Raw genomic sequence first — 19,559 nt, forward strand, 5'->3', positions numbered from 1 at the left:
AGGTATTCGATGCCACTCTTCTGCAGTTTAGCTTGCAGTCGGCCAACCGTATATCCGAATGTACTGATTTCCACTTGAAGAAGTCAGGTGTGGATCATCTCGCCCTGCGCGTGTTCCCGGCTTTGATCCATGCGTCGATTCCATCGGCCGCAGCACAGCCCATCGCGAAACAGGCAGTAAGAAGATAACCGCCGGTCGGAGCTTCCCAATCGATCATTTCCCCAGCAACGAAAATGCCAGGAAGCTTCGGTAACATGTAGCTTTCATCGATTTCGTGCCAACGAATGCCACCTGCTGAAGAAATCGCTTCGCCAAGCGGGCGTGGGCGAAGGAGTGGAATGGAGCAAGCCTTGATCGTAGCGGCCAGCGCTTTCGGGCTTCTGTCACGCGTGTACTCCGTCACCAGAGCAGCTTTGACGCCCGTCAGGCCGCCAGCTTTGCGCAAAAGATTGCCAAAACTCAGCTTTGAATCCTGCCTCGCAATATCGCTCTTCAGCCGTTCGAGAGTTCGACCCGGCACAAGATCGAGCGTCAGAAACGCTTCGCCACATTCCTGCAAGCTGTCGCGTAACGCTGCGGAATGCGCATAGACGAGGCTTCCCTCAATTCCGCCGCGTGTAATGACAAATTCGCCTTGCGTCGTGCCTGCACCGGACGTTGCAGTGACTGATTTCACCGGTTCGCCGGCAAAACGCTCAGCAAAGAAATTGCTCCAAGCAACATCAAAGCCACAATTCGCGGATTGAAATGGCGCTATATCAATTGACTTCTGTCGAAATTCATCGATCCAGAGACCATCGGAACCGAGCTTCGGCCAGCTTCCACCGCCAAATGCAAACAGAGCAGCGTCACATGCAATCGTCTGAACGCCATCTGGGTTCTCGATACGCAGACTATTCCCATCGAAGCCAAGCCAGCGATGTCGAGTGAGAATAATAACGCCTTGATCCTCCAGTCGTTTTCTCCAGGCGCGCAGAAGTGGCGACGCCTTCATCGCTCTTGGAAAAACACGCCCCGAAGAGCCGACAAAGGTGTCGGCACCCAATTCATTCGCCCATGCACGTAATTCGGTTGAACCAAAAGCGGCCAAGGCTGGCAATATACGGTCACTGCTTGAACCGAAACGCTTCGCGAAAGCTGCGAAATCCTCGGAGTGCGTAATGTTTAAACCGGACTTGCCAGCAAGCAGAAGCTTGCGACCAACCGTGGGCATCTGCTCATAAACTGTCACGCTGTAGCCCCGCGCAGACAGTCGTTCGGCGGTCATCAGTCCGGATGGGCCGCCTCCGAGAATGGCGATATTGCCATTAGGCATCATGGTCGAAGCCTCGACGAAGCATTAATCCTGCTTCTCCAGCATTTCCTTAACTGTGGTAGCCAACTGTTTGAGCGAAAACGGCTTTGGCAAGAATCCGAACTTGGCATCGGCTGGAAGATTGCGTGCAAATGCATCTTCCGCATAACCCGACACGAAGATGAACTTGATGTCAGGATACGTCTTGCGCAGTTCACGCAGAAGCGTTGGACCGTCCATTTCGGGCATGACCACGTCAGATACGACGATATCGACCTCGCCGCCAAGCTCTGCCATGACTTCAAGTGCCTCAACGCCGGATGCCGCTTCGTGGACCGTATATCCGCGCGACTGGAGCGCACGCACGCCGCCCATACGGACTGCATCTTCATCTTCCACCAGAAGGACGGTTGCCGAACCGGAAAGATCGGTTGCTTTCTCGACCTTCTTTTCCTTTACAACGACTGGCGCATCGTCGGCGCGTTTTTCCTCTATGAGACGCGGCAGGAATATCTTGAACGTCGTTCCTTTTCCGACTTCGGAATCACAGTAGATGAAGCCGCCAGTCTGCTTGATGATGCCATAGACCATCGACAGGCCGAGTCCGGTGCCCTTGCCCACTTCCTTCGTCGTAAAGAACGGCTCGAAAATCTTTTCAAGCACTTCTGCTGGAATGCCAGTTCCGGTATCTTCAACTTCAAAGACCACATAATCCGCTTCTGGCAGATCGCGATAGTGAAGCCTTGCGGTCTCCTGCACCGGCACATTGCGGGTGCGCAGCGTGATTTCACCACCCTCCGGCATGGCATCGCGGGCATTGACCGCCAAATTGACAGCAACCTGCTCGAACTGTCCAAGATCGGCCTTGACCGGCCAGAGATCGCGTCCATGATCGATCTTCAACTCGATATCCTTGCCGACAAGGCGCGCCAGCAGCATGCGCAGGTCTGCGAGAACATCTGTCAGATCGAGCACTTCTGGACGAAGTGTCTGACGACGCGAGAATGCCAGCAATTGGCGCACGAGCGAGGCCGCACGGTTGGCGTTCTGCTTGATGTTCATGATATCAGGGAAGGACGGATCGGATGCGCGGTGATTGGTCAGCAACAAATCCGACGACATGATGATAGCTGTCAGAACGTTGTTGAAGTCGTGTGCGATGCCACCAGCAAGCTGACCGACGGCCTGCATCTTCTGGCTTTGCGCCATCTGGTTTTCGAGGGCCTTTTGCTCGGTCGTTTCAACAGCCGAAATGATCGCCGCTTCTTCTGCCCTTTCTCCGCCAAGGTCGGTTACGGGGCTCATATAAAAGCGTATGTGCCGCTCCTCGTTGCCAGGCAACACCGTATCCACGGGTGAAATGCTTGCCTGTCCTGCAAAGGCGGCGGCTAGTGCTCTGTTAAATGTCTCACGGTCGCGTTCGTGCACGACAATCTCAAGCTTCGCATTGCCGTCAATCGCATCGCGATCAACGACGGGAGCGAAAATATCGAGGAAACGCGCATTGGTGCGCAGTATATGCCCGCCGGAATCAACGGCAGCGATGGCCATCGGAGCCGAATTGAAGAAACGCGTGAAGCGTACTTCGGCGGAGCGCAGCGCCATCGATGAATCTTCACCCTCCGCACGATCCAGAACGATGGTACGGCTCGTACCGCGCGTTCCATCGCGCGCGGCCTGAACACGGTGATAAAAACGGACTGCAAGGCTCTGACCGTTACGCTTGATGAGATCAAGATCGATGACGGTGTTGCGGCTTGTGCCCGGCTCGGCTTTCACCGCTTTGATGAGCGCCATTCCGCTACCCGCCACGATATCATTGAGCGTCAGCGATCCCGGTGTGAACTGGGTCAGATCGACACCGAGCCATTCGGCAAGAGTAGCGTTGAGATAGATGATCCGGCCCGAAGGATCGGCGGAAAAGAAACCCGCTGGCGCGTGATCGAGATGATTGATGGCTTCCTGCAGTTCCTGAAAGAACCGCTCCTGCTCAGCACGCTCATCGGAAATATCTGCAATCTGCCAGGCAACGAGGGGACTTTTGAACTCTTGCCCCGCCTCGATAGGGCGTGCCTTGATGCGATACCAGACCGGCGCCAGCGAACCATGTCCCTCGCGGGAGAGACCACTGGCAAGACGCACTTCCTCCTGTGCTGACAAACCGTCGCGAACAGCATTTGTCAGACGGTAAATGGCATCGGATGCCGCCGGTTCTGCGGTCAGCACATTATCAAGCGAGCGAACCCCCTCGGCATTGGCAACGCCGGTCATCACGGCATAAGCCTCATTGGCGTAAACGATCTGGCCACGCGCATCGGAAATAACCGTGCCTTCCGGCTGTGAATCCATGAAGGAATGAGCGAGATTCTGCTCACCGTTCTTCTGACTGAATTGAATGAGACCGGTTGCTGCGCCAAAAAGGTAAAATACGCCGACCATTGACAAAACGCCCATGAGAACAAGGGCAAATCCATCTCCAAGCTGGTCACGAAACAGAAAATAGGCAATTGCGGCGACCGTAATCAGAATACCGACGACCAGTAGTCGAAGGGCTCCACTGCGGTTGCGCTTGGGCATTACAAGCGGTTTCGGGTAAGCGTTGTCCGTCTGTCGCGACATCAAGCCATCTGCCTTTTCATGTTGCGTGGCTGGGTATCGACGGGCATCGAGATGCCGTGCGTGTTTTCGATCAGCCAAGACGTCATTTCAATCATCCGCATATCCGATTTTCTCGAATGCACTTTTCTGCACGCTTCAGCTATCGCGTAGAGAACGCACAGCCAATATGTCAGGGTATATCCGATTCGCAGAATGCGTTAATCGGCGCACAGTACAAGCATTGCTGCACTGAAACGGTGCAAATTGGACTTTTTTGCACCGTTTTGCCTGGGGATCATATATTTCCCGCATTTCCAAGGAACATTCCCAAGGCTTACAAATTCAACTACTGTACCAACTATGTGATGATGCGGAATGCTAGGGGAAGCGCAGTCTCCACACATCGCAGGTTTTAGTTTATTGTATAAAGAGGGTATCCGCATGAAGGAATGGCTCAGCGGCATCGTTGGAGAGAGCGCGGCTAATATTGTCGGCTTCATCCTAATATTTGCGATCATTCTTGGCGGAATTTTCGTTGTTCTCAGTATCATTCGCCGTTTCAGCAGCGGGACCTTCGTCTCCAACGGACGCACGCGGCAGCCCCGCCTTTCGGTAATGGATGCCGCAGCCGTCGACAGCAGGCGTAAGCTTGTTCTTATTCGCCGCGACGATGTGGAACATCTGCTGCTCATTGGCGGACCGACCGATGTCGTGGTCGAACAGAATATCGTCATGGAATCACGCGCCCATGCGCGCGTGCAGACTTCGCGCATAGAGCCTGAACAGATCGAGCGCTTCAAACAGCATGAAGCAGCCCTAACCAACGACAAGGCAGAGCGCCCTGCTCTTTCATTGCAAACACCGCAATCTGAAGAGAAGGATGAAGCGATCCAGCTCACGTCCGCAATCGAAACGCCAGTTTATCGTAAGCCTGAACCAGTACGTGAAGAGCCGGTTCAGCCCACTGCATCGCCCGCGCGCGTTCCGCCACAAGCCCCCACCGCGCCAATCCCACCACGAGCGCCTGTGCGGGCTGAAGCCACTGCCACTCAGTCGGCTGCTCCTCATCAGCAGCCGCGTCAGGTACCGAACTATCCAACGCAGCCACGTACAGTGTTGCCGCCGCGTCCCGCTCAACCGCAGCCGCAATCAACACGTGCACATCCGGCGTACCCATTGAGCCAGGTTTCTCGTGGTGTTTTGAGCTCGACTTCGTCGGGTGCGAGCACCGCTGCTGGCGTCGCAGTAGCAGCATCGGTTGTTTCTGCAAATCTTGGCAGCATCGTCCCAGAGCGTGAAACGACGACTACGGACAAGTCTTCAACACTTGATGTAACCGGCCCGACAGTTTCTTCGACAGCAGCTCCGGCATTCAGCACTCCATCAGAACCGAAACGCGTCGAGCCTGAAATCACGGTTACCGAGCCAAAGCGGATAGAACCCGATACTGCTGCAGTAGAAACGCCGGCCGATGAGTTGGCGGGGCTCAGCGGTGCTTTAGACGACGCAATCGCTGCTGACGGCAATGTGAGGAGCCCGACTGACAATGATGTCGAGGAAGCGGCCTCATTCGATACCGAGTTTTTCGAGAATGAGCTTTTGAATTCACTTGATATTTCCGCAACGGATGACTCTGTTGAAGACAAGGCCAAGGACGATATTGAGGACGAGATGGAAAAGCTTCTTGGTGAACTGACCAAGGATGAAATTCGCAGAAGTTGAGATTTGAGTTAGAATTTATCTCGACACAAAGAAAATAGGCTGCGGAAACCGCAGCCTATAATTTTTCAAACCGTCTCGAAGCTTGCCGCATCGATCCAAAAATCAGACCGATTTATGGAACGTACGATGCGAAGATTCAATAACCAGAGCGTATACGCTTTAATCGTCGCGATAGACTTTTTCACGACGCTCATGGCGCTCCTGCGCTTCGATGGATAGCGTCGCAATCGGACGCGCATCAAGCCGCTTCAAGCTGATAGGTTCTCCTGTTTCCTCGCAGAAGCCGTATGTTCCTTCATCAATGCGGCTCAGTGCTGCGTCGATTTTGGAGATCAATTTGCGCTGTCTGTCGCGAGCTCGTAGCTCAATTGCCCGATCCGTTTCGGAGGATGCCCTGTCCGCCAGGTCGGGATGGTTGGCATTTTCCTGCTGTAGCGCTTCAAGCGTTTCACGCGCTTCTCGCAGAATATCATTCTTCCACGCAACCAGTTTCGTGCGGAAGTAAGACTTCTGCCGTTCATTCATGAACGGCTCGTCTTCAGTGGGCCTATAGTCAAGGTCAATCAATTCACTCATTCTGAATTACCCCACATCTAGGAGACGCGAGCGGTTATATAGTTCCATAGCAACAAGGACACAACATCAAACAAGCGTACTTCACTACTTTTTAGTTCATCAATTTTGTATGATTTTGCATTAAAATTATGCAATTCAAAACAGCACGCGAAAAATTTCTCTCTAGACTTCCAGAATGACTTCAATCAATTACCAATAATGTGAGTGTATTTTTCAGTCAAAGCCAGCAACAACATCGAGAGGCAAATACCGCCTAATAATTAAGCAGACCACACCTGTGAATATTGCTGACAGGCATCAAAAAATCGGGAGAATGAGCAATCAGGGTGCTCATTTGCGCTCCAATTATGGCAAGAAATGCCACAAAAACACAGCTTGGAACGTTACAGATGAGTCGTTTACTTCTCCTAAGACATGCCAAGGCCATGTGGACAAAGCCTGGAATGAAGGATTTCGACCGCCCGCTGGACCAGGAGGGAAAAGCTTCGCTCGACCGGCTTGCAAGGACGATGAAGTCATTGGAGCTTTATCCAGATCTGGTGGTCCTTTCCGGTTCATGCAGAACCAGGGAAACCGCGTTCGGCCTTATTGAGCGTCTGGAAATTGAGGTCGAAACAATCATTGATGACACGATCTATAGCGGCGGTGCCGCCGACTATATGCAATCCATCCGCAAACATGGCCATGCGCCGACAGTCATGCTCGTGGGGCACAATCCCAGCATGGAGGATCTGGCTCTAGCCTTGTGTGGTGATGGCAACAAGGACAGCCTCCTGAAACTACGCGCAGGCTTCCCAACGGCCGCACTGGCGAATATCAACTTTCCGGCTTCGCTTGATGAACTCGAACCTGGCGGCGGTTATCTTGAAAGCTTCCTGTTTCCTCAGTAGTTTTTTCAGAAGTCCCGCAACATTCCTTGCCAAGACTACTGACGCAACCCTATCTATATCGCTGATAGATCATTGAATTCGGCGAGGGATAATTGGCTAAGCTGACAAGTATTGGCGACGAAGCAAAGATCGCACTGGATACGTTGGCAGATCGTGCGACCGGGCTTTTGTCTCCGTCATTGCGGCTCGGCGTGACCGGTTTGTCTCGCGCCGGAAAGACAGTCTTCATTACAGCTCTCGTGCATAATATGCTCCATGGCGGCAGGTTGCCGATGTTTGAAGCCTATAAATCCGGACGTATTTCACGAGCGCTGCTCGAACCGCAACCGGACGATGCAGTCCCTCGCTTTCAATATGAAGAGCATCTATCGGCTTTGATTGATGAGCGTATCTGGCCGGACTCAACGCGTGCAATCTCGCAATTGCGTCTGACGATCGAATATGAATCGGCTTCTGCCTGGGGACGATGGCTGTCGCCAGGCAAACTCTCGGTTGATATTGTCGACTATCCCGGCGAATGGCTGCTCGACCTGCCCTTGCTTGGCAAATCCTATGCCGAATTCAGTGCAGATTCTTTTGCTCTGGCCCATGAGCCGACACATAAGGATCTGGCTCAGGCATGGATTGCCGAATCCGCTCTTGTTGACCCCTCTGAAAAAGCCGACGAGCTGACCGCGCGACGGCTGGCCAAGAGCTTTACGGCTTATTTGCGCGCGGGAAAAGCCGATGAACGAGCGTTGTCGACCCTGCCACCAGGGCGTTTTCTGATGCCTGGCGATCTTGAAGGTTCACCGGCACTGACATTTGCTCCGCTGCCTGATCTAGAACCAGACGATCTGAAGGCCGGCTCGCTGGGCGCAATGATGGAACGGCGTTATGAAGCCTACAAAACCTATGTCATCAAGCCATTCTTTCGGGAGCATATCGCCCGGCTCGACCGGCAAATTGTGCTGATCGATGCCATGCAGGCGATGAATGCTGGTGGCGCCGTCGTTGCTGATCTGGAGCGTGCACTTACCGATATTCTGTCCTGCTTCCGACCGGGACGTTCGAACCTGCTGACTGGATTGATCCAGCGCCGTATCGGCCGCATTCTTGTGGCTGCAACGAAAGCCGATCATCTTCATCATGAAAGTCACGACCGTTTGCAAGCCATCGTGCGGCGTCTTGTGGAGCGGGCCATTGAGCGAGCCGATTTTTCAGGCGCGGATATCGATGTTCTCGCAATGGCTGCGGTCCGTGCTACCCGCGAGGCCACTGTGACGCAGGGCAAGGAAACTCTGCCTGTCATCGTCGGCACACCGCTGAAGGGTGAAAAGATCGACGGCGAAGTGTTCGACGGTGATACAGAAACCGCTATATTTCCCGGTGACTTACCTAAAAATCCCAATGCAATCTTTGAAAAGTCTTTTGCACAGGATGAACCCACCATCCGTTTCGTCCGTTTTCGTCCACCGCGGCTTGAACGTACCGCCGAAGGCGTAACTCTTTCCCTGCCTCATATCAGGCTGGATCGCGCCTTGCAGTTTCTGATTGGGGATCGCCTCGCATGACAGAGAAGACGCCGCGTAAACCTGCTTCATTCACAATCGGCCAACCGTCCATCAGTCCAGAAACAGTAGACGATGCGCCGCGCCGCCCCCGCGCAGTGCGTGACCTTGATGTCGTTGTCTCGCAGCCGGATGTTTTCGCACTCAGTGAAGAAGAAGCTGCAGAGCTGGAGGTACTCGATCCGTCGTTTGAAGCACCTGAACGCAAGGGCTGGTCGCTCAGTAGAATACTTTTCGGGGCGCTCGGCATTCTTGTTTCATTCGCCATAGGCATCTGGACGGAAGATCTTATCCGAGCATTATTCTCGCGCGCGGATTGGCTGGGCTGGACGGCTTTGGGTGTCGCTATAATCGCGCTTGCAGCCTTCATTGCCATCATCGTTCGCGAACTGATCGCGTTGCGTCGCCTCACTTCTGTGCAGCATCTTCGCAAAGACGCCGCAGACGCGGCGGAACGGGACGATATGGCTGCGGCCAGAAAAGCGGTGGACGCGCTACGCTCTATTGCAGCGAGCCTGCCCGAGACAGCGCGTGGACGGCAACTTCTGGATGGACTGACCGACGATATTATTGACGGGCGGAACCTGATTCAGCTTGCCGAAACGGAAATTCTTCGACCTCTCGACCGAGAAGCACGCGCGCTCATTCTGAATGCGTCAAAACGCGTTTCAATCGTCACCGCAATCAGCCCGCGTGCACTGGTCGACATCGGTTATGTCATTTTTGAATCGGCCCGGCTAATCCGTCGGCTTTCACAACTCTACGGCGGTCGTCCCGGTACACTTGGTTTTCTGAAGCTTGCCCGCCGGGTCATTGCACATCTGGCCGTGACAGGGACGCTAGCTATGGGAGATAGCGTTATCCAACAGCTTGTCGGCCATGGCTTGGCATCGCGGCTTTCTGCCAAGCTCGGCGAAGGTGTCGTCAACGGTCTCATGACGGCGCGTATCGGCATTGCTGCCATGGACGTGGTGCGCCCGTTTCCGTTCAACGCCGAAAAGCGCCCCGGAATCGGAGACTTTATCGGCGATCTTGCGAGGATAAGCGGCGAGCGGACCGACAAAAAGCGCACTGGAAAAGAGTGACGTGTTTCCGAAGCGTTAACCATTCGCGACGATTATGAGCAGATAGAAATCTGCGCCAGAATCGAACGATGCGGTGTATTGGCACGCCCCCAGAATTGTGCCCTCCCCCTTCAATCGGCTTATGGCAGCGTCGGATTATCCGACGGTTTGCGAGGCGCGACTAGCTTTTGGTCGTGACATGCTGAAAAACAACGATTAGGAATGACGTCCGATCAAGGTCGTGAATCCGGGACAGAGCTGAATATGAAGAATTGCATCGCCGCCTGCCTGACGCTGCTGCCCGTGTCATTTTCTGCCGCGCCGGTTTTGGCCGCCGACAAAGACAAGCAGTTCTTTCAAACGATCGAAGGCCAATGGTCAGGACCGGGCGAAATCGTCGCCGGAAAATACAAAGGCACGAAATTCGTCTGCAATCTGGCCGGATCGACACCAGATGAAAATGTTGGCATGACGCTTGATGGCACCTGCCGCGTTGGCGTCTTTTCACAACCGATGAAGGCCACCGTAACGCGTGTTGGCTCCGCTTATTCCGGCAAGTTCAATGACGGCGCTGCGGGCAAAGGCCTTGATGTTACGTCGGGTTCCGTCAGTGGCAATAAAGTTGTTTTCGGCCTGAACCGCAAGCAGCTCAACGGCGCCATGCTGGCACGTGTATCCGATCCGAACACGATGAATGTGACGGTTTCCGTTCGCGTCGATAAGGAACTGGTTCCGGTCATTGGCATGAACCTGAAGCGCGTCGATAATATCGCTGTCGGCAGCATCGCCAAGAACTGACGAAATTTTTATTCGCGCCACCAGCCCGCATTCGTGCGGGCTTTTTCTATTCCGGATTGTTCGATATCGGCATTCCAGGCCGCAACTGTTCTACCCGCCACTTCAAGAGACGGTGCAATATCGTTCAAAGGCACGAGAACGAAAGCTCGCTCGTGCATACGCGGATGCGGAAGCTCCAGGACAGCATCTGTCATGACGACAGCCCCTCCTGTTTCATCCTGCATTGCAAGTATATCGATATCTATGATGCGCGGGCCCCATCGTTCCAGCCTGACACGCTTCAAAGAACGCTCCACATCGAGACAGGTCGCAATGAGTTTCAATGGTTGCAACGCGGTTTCAATTTCAGCACAGGCATTGTGAAACCACGCCTGATCCGTCTTTCCCCACGGGGGCGTGCGATAGACCGCTGAAACTGCGATGATATCCGTGTCTGCTCGTTCGTCCAGTATGCGCAAAGCCTTGCCCATCGAGGCGACAGGATCATCGATATTGCCGCCGAGCCCCAACCAGGCCCGATAACGTTTTTCGGCAATCACTGCGGATAAACCACAGTTACTTCAACATGGTCCAGCACACCTGGAACAGGCGCATTCGGCTTGCGCACAGTGATTTCAGCACGCTTCACCTGCGGAAACCGCGCGGATAGCGCTTTGGCAACGTCGAGAGCCAGCGTCTCGATCAGATAGCGCTGACGGCCCGTGATGATGTCCTGAATGACCGCGAACGCGATACCGTAATGCACAGTGCCGTCAATATCGTCATCCTCCAGCGCATTCCCCGGATCGACATCCAGAATTGCATCGACGTAAAAACGCTGACCGAGCTTGTGCTCTTCATCGAAAACGCCGTGGTGCGCAAAAAATGCGCAGTTCATCATTCTAATCGTGTACACGGCTTCACTTTCTATTTTCACTGCGCCTGCATTGCAGAATATCATCTGCAACGGCAAGTGCATCTCTATTAAAAGCGACATTGTGAACACGGAAGATGTCGGCGCCTGCCAAACGCAGCGCGACTGACGTTGCTGCTGTTCCTATGTCGCGGTCGAGCGGATTGTCTCTGCCGGTCATGCCGCCGATAAAACGCTTGCGCGACGTACCGACCAGCACGGGAAATCCGAATTTCTGCAATTCCCCTGCTCTGGCCAACAGCGCGACATCCTCATCCTTGTTCTTGCCGAAGCCAAAACCCGGATCAAGCACGATACGGGAATCTTCGATACTTGCCTTTTTTGCTATATCCAGAGAAACATTGAGGAACGAGAACTGATCTTCGATAACATCGGCAAGAACGGGACGATCCCTGCTGGTGTGCATGATGACCAAGCCCGCGCCGCTGCTTTTAGCGACATGGGCGATTTCCGGTTCGCGTTGCAAACCCCAGACGTCATTCACGATATGCGCCCCGGCATTGACCGCAGCTTGCGCCGTTGCTGCGCGGTATGTGTCGACGGAGATTATGCAGCCATATTTCTCGACCAAAGCCTCGATTATCGGAACGACGCGAGCGATTTCCGTTTCGGAATTGACTGCAGCAGCTCCGGGGCGTGTCGATTCTCCACCCACATCGATGATCGTCGCTCCGTCGGCGAGCATTTGACCCGCCACATCGACAGCCTTTTCAAACTCATTATGATGGCCGCCATCGGAAAAGGAGTCCGGCGTGACATTCAATATGCCCATGATAACGGACTTGTCTCCCAGGCGAAGGCTTCGTCCGTGAGCAAGATGCCATTCTTTCGTCATAGCGAAATGTTCTTGTGCCATTTCCCCGTACCATTTCATTGCGGCGTGGATGCAACCAACCCCGCCTGAAGTCATTTCGTGAAGGGCGTTATAGTTCTCTTGACGATTGCATGCCATGCTCGCGGCAGCAAAAAGCGAATTTCTTACCGGTTTTAGAAAGAGGTCCAGGACATGAATTTGAGGAAGAAGGTTCTGGCTCTTGGCGCAGTTCTTGCCATCGTCGCTCCCCAGGCGGAGGCGGCCGCGATCTATCGGGAGTTCAGCTACTATAATGTCAGCGGTAAAACAGCAGCCGACCTCGACAAAGCTCTTTCCCGTAATGGCCCCTTCCTTAAGAAGACTGGTCAGCATCATCCTGGTGCTGCAGAAATCCGTTTCGATGCAAAAGTGCGTTACGGTCGTGAGTCCGGAAAAGCATGCAAGGTTCAGGATGTCTATGTTAATGTACATGCAAAGGTTTCCCTGCCGCGCTGGAAGCAGCGTCGCAAGGCCACGCCGGAACTGGCCTTGATCTGGGATACTTTGCTACAGGATATTCGCCGTCACGAAGAAAGCCACATCGTCATCGCGCGCAGCTTTGCAAGCCAGATGGAACGGGACATACGCGGATTACGCAGCCGCACGGATTGTGCCGTGCTTCGCACTGACATTGATAAAGTGACTGCGCGTCTCATGGAAGCGCATGATAAGGAGCAGCAGCGGTTTGACCGTGTTGAGACGATCAACTTCGAAAATCGTTTCTCACGTTTGCTGACGTATCGCATGGAACGTGCCCAGCAGGCTTCCAAATAACGCGGCAGCACCAAAACTAGCGCAATTCGCGCCGTATGGCCTGCGTCATCAAAGCGGCTTCATGAAATCCCGACAGGATCAGCTTCAATTTTCCTGGATAGTGGCAGGAATCTCCAATCGCGTAGACCTTCGGACTTGAAGTTCTGAAGGTCTCTGGATTGACGGTCAGCATATTCCCTGTCTTCAGCAATGAAAGCTCGATCAACGGGTCGGGACGGATAACCTGCCCGTCCACTGCAAATGCACCGAGACCTGACGCAATCACAGCCCCGCCTGCTTTGAATCTACTACCACCACGCGTAAGAACAACGACCCCGTCGCCATCGACAGAGATGCCATCCACCACCTGATTGAAATGAAAAACCGGATTATATGGCTCGATCTGTTTGAGAAGCCGTTCAATCAGCTCCTCGCCCATAATTTCAGAGAAACCGGGTACATCATAAATAGGCTTGTCGGCATAGAGCGCCGTACATTGACCGCCCGGTCGATCACGGGCGTCTATGAGATGGCATTTGAAACCAAACAGTCCAAGCTGAAACACGCAAAAAAGTGCGACAGGCCCGCAACCGATTATGACAATATCATTCTGCGGTTCGGCGTCCATCGCACTACCATTTCTTCAAGGGATTAGTTCTGGCGTTCAGGCACCTGCACGATGAGACCATCAATATCGTCGGATACCCGGATTTGACATGAAAGGCGCGAGGTGGGGCGAACTTCATAAGCGAAGTCCAGCATGTCCTCTTCCATAGCGTCGGGGCTGCCAACAGTGTCGATCCAGTCCTCATCAACATAGACATGACAGGTTGCGCAGGCGCAGGCCCCACCACATTCCGCATCGATACCGGGAATGCCGTTGCGAATGGCAGCTTCCATCACGCTGGATCCGTTGTCGGCTTCAACTTCGGTCCGGGTCGCACCGTCGGATGATACGAATACAATCTTCGTCATTTTCATTCCTTGAAACACGCAAATTTCGCGCGATCTCTATCTTCAGCGTCTGTCGTCGCCTCGGCAGGAAAACGCAAATAAACTCGAAATGGCAGATACGGCGTTCTGTAAATAGTTTCAACCATGACCGCATCCATGCCTGCAACTGCGCCAATATGCCGTGCATCTTTCGATGTGTTTCCATACCTGACAAACCTGACAGTTGTCCTGATGACCGGAAAACTCGTCCTTGCCGTTAGCGGAAATTGCATCATATGATGTGAATGGGGAGAGAGTGAAGAACAATGGATAGAATCCTGCACTGGCGACAATGCAATCATAAGGTGATAAAATCGCCAATAAACACGCATTAAGGGCTTTTTTATTAATAAATTCGCAAAGCTTTTTCGAGCGTGAGAAACAGCCATAATTGATTTCCACAACTTGCTGGTAAATGCGGGAAGCCCGGAAATGTCGAATTTTTATGAATTGAGCCGATTTCCGTTAACCTTGTATTTAAAGTTTTAGGTATCGGCGAAAGACGCCTATTTCCTTAACAGGCGCGAGCCGATACGATGCAAAATGGCGGAGAAAGTTTTGTAACGGCCTTTTTATGGTCCGGCCGTCGCAGTAATGAGTACGAGGTAGGCGAACAATGGCTTCCAAATCCAAGGCACAGAAGCTCGACCTTGAGGTTGAAAAGGCACTGGAACAGGCACTCGATATCGATTTCGGCGACGATCTTGATATCGACATGGACTTGAGTGCGTTCGATGAAGGCTTCTCCGTCGATGATCTGGAAGAGCAGATTTCGCGCGCCGCAGAAGAACTGGTTGCCGAACAGAAGACCAAGACGGTCGAAACGCCTGCTGTTTCCCCTGTGGAAACTGCTGCGAAAGTGGCTACCATCACCACCGCGTCTGTGATCGCTACACCTGCTGCGCCACCGATCCCTCCAGTCGTCAAAGCTGCCGGACCAGTTTCGCAAACTACTGCCAGCGTTCAGCACAAGCCCGCCAACACCTCGAAAGCTGCGATGCCAGCGCCTGAGCCTGTCAGCAAGCCTGTTTCCGCTGCACCTGTTACGACCGCTGCCAGCGGTGCATCGTCTACCTTCACGCCGGCAAACGACGATTCCCGCAGCGAGAAAGCGATTATCGCAGCGCCACGCCGGGTGACAGAAAGCTCGTCGAAACTTTTCTGGACAACAACCGCAATCAGCGTGCTTTGGGCCGCTGGCGGTGTTGCGCTGAGCAAAGCCATCAATCCCGATGTCTTCTCAAGCCTGCAAGCCACCAAAGATTTCTTCACTTCGCCCGCCGGTCTTGGCGTTGTTGCGGGCGTAGCATTGCCGGTCGCCATGTTCTGGGGCTTCGCACAGCTCGTAAAGCGAGCGCAGGAAATGCATACGGCAGCACGCAGCATGTCGGAAGCTGCCATGCGACTGCTCCAACCGGAAGCCGTGTCTGGCGATCGCGTTTCGACACTCGGGCAAGCCGTGCGTCGCGAAGTCGCCGCCATGAACGAAGGTATCGAACGTACGTTGGCACGAGCTGTCGAGCTCGAAACGCTCGTTCAATCGGAAGTCAATCAGCTTGAACGTGCCTATAGCGACAATGAAGTTCGTATCCGTTCGCTCGTTAGTGATCTGGGCAACGAACGCGAAGCCGTTGTCAGCCACGCGGAGCGCGTACGTTCCTCTATCTCCGGTGCACACGAACAACTGAAGGAAGAGCTGTCGAGCGCTTCCAACATCATCCGCGACAATGTTCTCTCCGCTTCGCAGCAGTTGAGCACCCTGCTTGGCGAATCCGGCGAACGTCTTATCGGAAGCATTAATGAAAGCGGCGGCGCCATTGCCGAGGCCATTGAAACGCGCACAGGTGACATCGGTTCCCGCATCACTACATCGGGCGAAGCCTTCGCAAACCTGCTCGACACACGGATCGCAACGCTCGATGAACAGTCGCGCACTGTATCCGACCGTCTAACCGAGGCCCTGGACGAACGCACGACCGGTATTGCCAATCTGCTTGGTGGTGCGACGCAGTCCATGGTCAGCGAGTTTGACACTCGCCTTGCCAATCTGGAAACCACCCTTTCCGATCGTGGCCGTTCGCTTCTGTCCGAATTTGAAGCCCGCGCACATGCTCTCGACAGCAGCACCGAAAAGCTCAATGCGGCACTGGAAACCCGTTCGCGCCAGATCAACGAAAATCTCATCGCCCGTACCCGTGAAATCGCAGAGACCTTCTCCAGCGGTCGCACGTCTCTCAGCACAATGATCGACGAAACCAAGACCAAGATCGGCGAAGACCTCACTTCAATTGGTGAAAGCGTCGGCAGCATTCTTGGCGAGAAGGCCGACGCCTTCGCTGGTAAGCTTGCCGAAAGCCGTGATATTCTCGCAGCATCTCTGGAAGGCGAAACCGAGCGTGTTTCCTCTGTCATCCGTGGTCATGCCGATACGCTTGCCGCACGCACGAGCGACATCGAAAATGCCGTTAATGTCAGTGCATCTGCGCTCAACTCCGTTGCCGATAATCATACGGCAATTCTGGAAGAGCGGACCAATGCGCTGCGTCAGACGATGGAAAGTCATTCCGCGCTACTCGATGCAAGTTTTGCGGACCACGCCCGTTCGTTGGAAGAGCGCTCCACCGCACTTCACGGTGTCATTGCCGGTAATCAGGCCATGCTTGCACAACTGATGGATGAGCGTGCGGCCGCAATGCGCGATAATTTCAACGAAAATCGTGAAGTTCTCGCTCGCACCTTTGATGAACGCGTGAATGCACTTCAAGCACTTATCGTCGATAATCAGGACACACTCGCACGTATTCTCGACGAACGCGCAAGCAGCATGAATCAATCTATTGGTGCCGGTCGTGATGCATTTGTTGCTGCCTTGGGTGAGCATGTTCGTCAGGTCGAAGAGCGCACAAATGGCCTTCATACCATCCTGAACGATCACAACAGTGCCCTTTCCGGTATTCTGGACGGTCACGAACGCACAATCGAAAACCGTGCAGTTGAAATTCGTTCGACACTGGGTGAAAGCACAGCATCACTGAGCCAAACGCTGCAGGATCACAGTGACATTCTGGAGCAGCGCACAACCAACCTGCATAACGCAATTGCAGACAGCAGCTCGACCATCAGCCGCGCATTCGAAGGCCAGACCGGCATTATTGAAGAACGCACGCAAACGATGGAAAAGGCGCTTACCATCGGCGTCGACAATGTCCGCCGCGCACTCGAGCAGAGCGCTGGCATTGTTGCAGGCACGCTGCGCGAGAAGATCGGCGAAGCCGCAAGCACGCTTTCGGCTGAAGCAGCCAAGGCTGGCGAAGCTCTGGACGGTTTCGGCGAAGAATTCAGCGCCCGTCTGATCGACAATCTGTCCGGTACGGAAGCACGCCTCGGCGACCGCGCCGATGTGATTGCCAGCCGTCTTGGCGAGATCGAAAGCCGCCTCACCGGCGAGCTTGGCTCAATTGAAGCCCGCATCGCCAATACGGCTAGCAGAACGAGCGAAACGCTTGCCGGTCACAGCGAAGCCTTTGCTGCGAGTGTTGCCGACAACCTGGCTGGAACGGAAACCCGCCTCAACGAACGCGCCAGCGCGATCGCAAGCGGCCTTGAAGCAATCGAGAACCGCCTCACCGGTGAACTCAGCACGATTGAAGCCCGGATCGCAGATACGGCTTCCAAGACAAGCGAAACGCTTGCCGGTCACAGCGAATCCTTCTCGGCCAGCGTTGCCGACAATCTCGCTGGCACCGAGGCGCGCCTCGCAGAACGTGCAGATGCCATTGCAACTCGTCTGGGTGACATCGGCTCCCGTATCACGATGGAACTCGGTTCCGTCGAGGCGCGTATCGCACAGGTCACTGACACGACTGCAGTTACGCTTGAAGAACGTACTCGCGAACTCAATGCCGTCCTCGCCGCCCGTTCGCAGGAAATCACCAAAATCCTCAATGATACGGCAGAACCGCTCGTACAGCGGCTTGCTGATAGCGGTCGTGGACTGGCTCAGCAGCTTGAAGAAGCAACTCACGCCGCAACCGACAGGCTTCGTTCGGAAAATGCTGCTCTCGTCAATGCACTTGCGAGCCGCACGGCGGAAACGATTGCAGCCGTCCAGCAGGCCAAGACGGGCCTTTCCGACAATGTCAGCGAACTGATCGACCGCCTTGCTACATCGAACGGCGAACTGGGCAAGCTGATCGATTCCGCAACGCGCAATCTCACCGATATCGATGGTCGCCTTGTCGACACGACGTCGAGCTTCGTTGAGAACACCAACCGCGCAGCGCAGATGTTCCAGGCTTCCACCGGCCTTATCGACGGCAATATCGGTACGCTGCGCGCCATCTCCGACAGCACACTGTCGCAGATTGCAGACATCGCCGATCGCTTCGAAGAACATGGAAAGGTTCTCTCTTCAGCTTCCGACATGATCAATACGGCCCAGAATGGCCTTGTCAGCACGCTTGAAGATCGTCACCAGGCACTCGACAAGCTGGCGTCCGGTTTGGTCGAGAAGTCCGAAGGCGTGGAAAAGCTGATGCAGTCCTTCGAAGAGCTGGTGACCTCCGCATTCCAGCGCGCAGAAGGCCAAACCCGCTCGTCGGCAGAGAAGATGCGCGAAAGCGTTTCGGAGATCGTTGAACAAGCCGCGCAGAAGTTCTCCGCTGCCACCGACGATATCCGTCGTACCGCGAACGAAATCCGCACCGAGCTCAACACGACCCGTGGTGAACTGAAGCGCGGTGTTCTCGACATGCCTGCCGAGGCCAAGGAAACGACAACCGCGATGCGCAAGGCCGTGAGCGAGCAAATCAACGCGCTCAAGGAACTGGCCGAAATCGTCAATAAGTCCGGCCGTCTGGTAGATGTCGGCGAAAGCCGTGCAGATCGCCCGACTTCACGTCCAACACCGGCTGCCCCTCGTCCAGCGCCGGTTCAGGCACCGGCAGCACAGACAGATGTTGCGATCCGCCAGCGCGCCTATGATGCGCCGACGGCTCAACCAGCACCAACAACTGCACCAGCAGAAAAGCCGCGTGGATGGGTGTCCGATCTCCTTGCCCGCGCCTCCCGTGAAGAAGATGAAGCCGTACAGCCGAAGGCACAGCCGACCGCCACGCCTCGTTCACCAAGCCACGTCGTTGAATCGCTGAACTCGCTTTCGGTGGACATTGCACGCGCTATCGACCACGAAGCTTCAGTGGAACTGTGGGACCGTTACCGCCGCGGCGAACGGAACGTTTTTACCCGCCGTCTCTATACGCTGAAGGGTCAGCAGACCTTTGACGACATCAAGCGTAAGTATCAGACGGATGGTGAATTCCGCCGCGCTGTTGATCGTTACATGGACGATTTCCAGCGCCTGCTCGAAGATGTCGCCCGCAACGACCGTGACAACATGGTAACGCGGACCTACCTCACATCAGACACCGGCAAGGTCTACACCATGCTTGCTCATGCAAGCGGTCGTCTCCGCTAAAAGCTGAACTCAAAAAAAACGCGGCCTTCGGGCCGCGTTTTTGTTTGTCCAACCGGAATAGATCGCGGCTGGTCTCGTA

The 19,559-nt window shown here is 54.4% G+C and carries 16 protein-coding genes; 7 read left to right on the forward strand and 9 right to left on the reverse strand.

The annotated features are described in order from the left end of the window. Positions 1-94: 94 nt before the first annotated feature. The gene (locus tag FIB18_RS14085) at positions 95-1,315 is read right to left on the reverse strand and encodes a TIGR03862 family flavoprotein (RefSeq protein ID WP_140021463.1); all 1,221 of its coding nucleotides are present in this window, start codon (positions 1,313-1,315) and stop codon (positions 95-97) included. A 24-nt stretch (positions 1,316-1,339) separates the two neighbouring features. Then, positions 1,340-3,913, reverse strand: a complete 2,574-nt coding sequence (gene cckA / locus FIB18_RS14090; RefSeq protein ID WP_140021315.1) for a cell cycle histidine kinase CckA — start codon at positions 3,911-3,913, stop codon at positions 1,340-1,342. Positions 3,914-4,333: 420 nt separating this feature from the next. Between cckA and FIB18_RS14095 the strand changes: the two genes are divergently transcribed. Next, positions 4,334-5,614, forward strand: a complete 1,281-nt coding sequence (locus FIB18_RS14095; RefSeq protein ID WP_140021316.1) for a flagellar biosynthetic protein FliO — start codon at positions 4,334-4,336, stop codon at positions 5,612-5,614. Between the two features lie 159 nt (positions 5,615-5,773). On the opposite strand, the gene dksA is transcribed toward FIB18_RS14095, so the two are convergent. Then, entirely contained in the window at positions 5,774-6,190 is a 417-nt protein-coding gene (dksA, locus tag FIB18_RS14100) for an RNA polymerase-binding protein DksA (protein ID WP_104756279.1), read from the reverse strand. A 389-nt stretch (positions 6,191-6,579) separates the two neighbouring features. Between dksA and FIB18_RS14105 the strand changes: the two genes are divergently transcribed. The 4 genes from FIB18_RS14105 to FIB18_RS14120 all read left to right on the forward strand — a co-directional run bounded on the left by FIB18_RS14105 (position 6,580) and on the right by FIB18_RS14120 (position 10,492). Beyond that, entirely contained in the window at positions 6,580-7,080 is a 501-nt protein-coding gene (locus FIB18_RS14105) for a SixA phosphatase family protein (RefSeq protein WP_140021317.1), read from the forward strand. 92 nt (positions 7,081-7,172) lie between these two features. Next, entirely contained in the window at positions 7,173-8,633 is a 1,461-nt protein-coding gene (locus FIB18_RS14110; RefSeq protein WP_140021318.1) for a YcjX family GTP-binding protein, read from the forward strand. Then, on the forward strand, positions 8,630-9,715 hold the full coding sequence (locus FIB18_RS14115; RefSeq protein WP_140021319.1) for a YcjF family protein: 1,086 nt from the start codon (positions 8,630-8,632) through the stop codon (positions 9,713-9,715). The genes FIB18_RS14110 and FIB18_RS14115 overlap by 4 nt, the downstream gene beginning before the upstream one ends. Before the next feature lie 243 nt (positions 9,716-9,958). Then, positions 9,959-10,492 carry a hypothetical protein gene (locus tag FIB18_RS14120; RefSeq protein WP_140021464.1) on the forward strand — a complete coding sequence of 178 codons (534 nt, stop codon included), beginning with the start codon at positions 9,959-9,961 and terminating at the stop codon, positions 10,490-10,492. A gap of 8 nt (positions 10,493-10,500) precedes the next feature. Here the strand turns inward: FIB18_RS14120 and folK are convergent, their stop codons facing one another. From folK to folP, 3 genes are all read right to left on the reverse strand, one after another. Then, positions 10,501-10,962, reverse strand: coding sequence for a 2-amino-4-hydroxy-6-hydroxymethyldihydropteridine diphosphokinase (folK, locus tag FIB18_RS14125; protein WP_235894900.1), 462 nt, complete (start codon positions 10,960-10,962; stop codon positions 10,501-10,503). 65 nt (positions 10,963-11,027) lie between these two features. Next, positions 11,028-11,387: a dihydroneopterin aldolase gene (folB, locus tag FIB18_RS14130; RefSeq protein WP_140021321.1), complete on the reverse strand. Its 360-nt coding sequence runs from the start codon at positions 11,385-11,387 to the stop codon at positions 11,028-11,030. 4 nt (positions 11,388-11,391) lie between these two features. Beyond that, positions 11,392-12,240, reverse strand: coding sequence for a dihydropteroate synthase (folP, locus tag FIB18_RS14135; protein WP_140021322.1), 849 nt, complete (start codon positions 12,238-12,240; stop codon positions 11,392-11,394). Positions 12,241-12,411: 171 nt separating this feature from the next. On the opposite strand from folP, the gene FIB18_RS14140 reads away from it, so the two are divergent. Continuing rightward, positions 12,412-13,032: a DUF922 domain-containing Zn-dependent protease gene (locus tag FIB18_RS14140; RefSeq protein WP_140021323.1), complete on the forward strand. Its 621-nt coding sequence runs from the start codon at positions 12,412-12,414 to the stop codon at positions 13,030-13,032. A 16-nt stretch (positions 13,033-13,048) separates the two neighbouring features. On the opposite strand, the gene FIB18_RS14145 is transcribed toward FIB18_RS14140, so the two are convergent. The 3 genes from FIB18_RS14145 to FIB18_RS14155 are packed head-to-tail and all read right to left on the reverse strand — an operon-like array spanning position 13,049 to position 14,393. Next, complete coding sequence (locus FIB18_RS14145; RefSeq protein WP_140021324.1) at positions 13,049-13,639, reverse strand: NAD(P)/FAD-dependent oxidoreductase; 591 nt, start codon at positions 13,637-13,639, stop codon at positions 13,049-13,051. A gap of 23 nt (positions 13,640-13,662) precedes the next feature. Beyond that, positions 13,663-13,986, reverse strand: a complete 324-nt coding sequence (locus FIB18_RS14150; protein ID WP_140021325.1) for a 2Fe-2S iron-sulfur cluster-binding protein — start codon at positions 13,984-13,986, stop codon at positions 13,663-13,665. A 2-nt stretch (positions 13,987-13,988) separates the two neighbouring features. Further along, positions 13,989-14,393 (reverse strand): hypothetical protein, encoded by a 405-nt coding sequence (locus tag FIB18_RS14155; protein ID WP_140021326.1) that lies wholly within the window; start codon positions 14,391-14,393, stop codon positions 13,989-13,991. Between the two features lie 1,091 nt (positions 14,394-15,484). On the opposite strand from FIB18_RS14155, the gene FIB18_RS14160 reads away from it, so the two are divergent. Next, positions 15,485-19,480 carry an apolipoprotein A-IV repeat region-like domain-containing protein gene (locus tag FIB18_RS14160; RefSeq protein ID WP_407921862.1) on the forward strand — a complete coding sequence of 1,332 codons (3,996 nt, stop codon included), beginning with the start codon at positions 15,485-15,487 and terminating at the stop codon, positions 19,478-19,480. Positions 19,481-19,559 lie beyond the last annotated feature (79 nt).

Origin of the sequence: Brucella pecoris (assembly GCF_006376675.1) — a bacterium.
GTDB lineage: Bacteria > Pseudomonadota > Alphaproteobacteria > Rhizobiales > Rhizobiaceae > Brucella > Brucella pecoris.

Bases quoted from the DNA above. Each gene is read 5' to 3' on its own strand.
- FIB18_RS14140 (WP_140021323.1), top strand. From the start codon at position 12,412: ATGAATTTGAGGAAGAAGGTTCTGGCTCTTGGCGCAGTTCTTGCCATC.
- folK (WP_235894900.1), bottom strand. From the start codon at position 10,962: ATGGGCAAGGCTTTGCGCATACTGGACGAACGAGCAGACACGGATATC.
- FIB18_RS14150 (WP_140021325.1), bottom strand. From the start codon at position 13,986: ATGACGAAGATTGTATTCGTATCATCCGACGGTGCGACCCGGACCGAA.
- FIB18_RS14105 (WP_140021317.1), top strand. From the start codon at position 6,580: ATGAGTCGTTTACTTCTCCTAAGACATGCCAAGGCCATGTGGACAAAG.
- folP (WP_140021322.1), bottom strand. From the start codon at position 12,240: ATGACGAAAGAATGGCATCTTGCTCACGGACGAAGCCTTCGCCTGGGA.
- FIB18_RS14085 (WP_140021463.1), bottom strand. From the start codon at position 1,315: ATGCCTAATGGCAATATCGCCATTCTCGGAGGCGGCCCATCCGGACTG.
- FIB18_RS14095 (WP_140021316.1), top strand. From the start codon at position 4,334: ATGAAGGAATGGCTCAGCGGCATCGTTGGAGAGAGCGCGGCTAATATT.
- FIB18_RS14145 (WP_140021324.1), bottom strand. From the start codon at position 13,639: ATGGACGCCGAACCGCAGAATGATATTGTCATAATCGGTTGCGGGCCT.
- cckA (WP_140021315.1), bottom strand. From the start codon at position 3,913: ATGTCGCGACAGACGGACAACGCTTACCCGAAACCGCTTGTAATGCCC.
- FIB18_RS14155 (WP_140021326.1), bottom strand. From the start codon at position 14,393: ATGGCTGTTTCTCACGCTCGAAAAAGCTTTGCGAATTTATTAATAAAA.
- FIB18_RS14160 (WP_407921862.1), top strand. From the start codon at position 15,485: ATGAACGAAGGTATCGAACGTACGTTGGCACGAGCTGTCGAGCTCGAA.
- FIB18_RS14115 (WP_140021319.1), top strand. From the start codon at position 8,630: ATGACAGAGAAGACGCCGCGTAAACCTGCTTCATTCACAATCGGCCAA.
- FIB18_RS14120 (WP_140021464.1), top strand. From the start codon at position 9,959: ATGAAGAATTGCATCGCCGCCTGCCTGACGCTGCTGCCCGTGTCATTT.
- dksA (WP_104756279.1), bottom strand. From the start codon at position 6,190: ATGAGTGAATTGATTGACCTTGACTATAGGCCCACTGAAGACGAGCCG.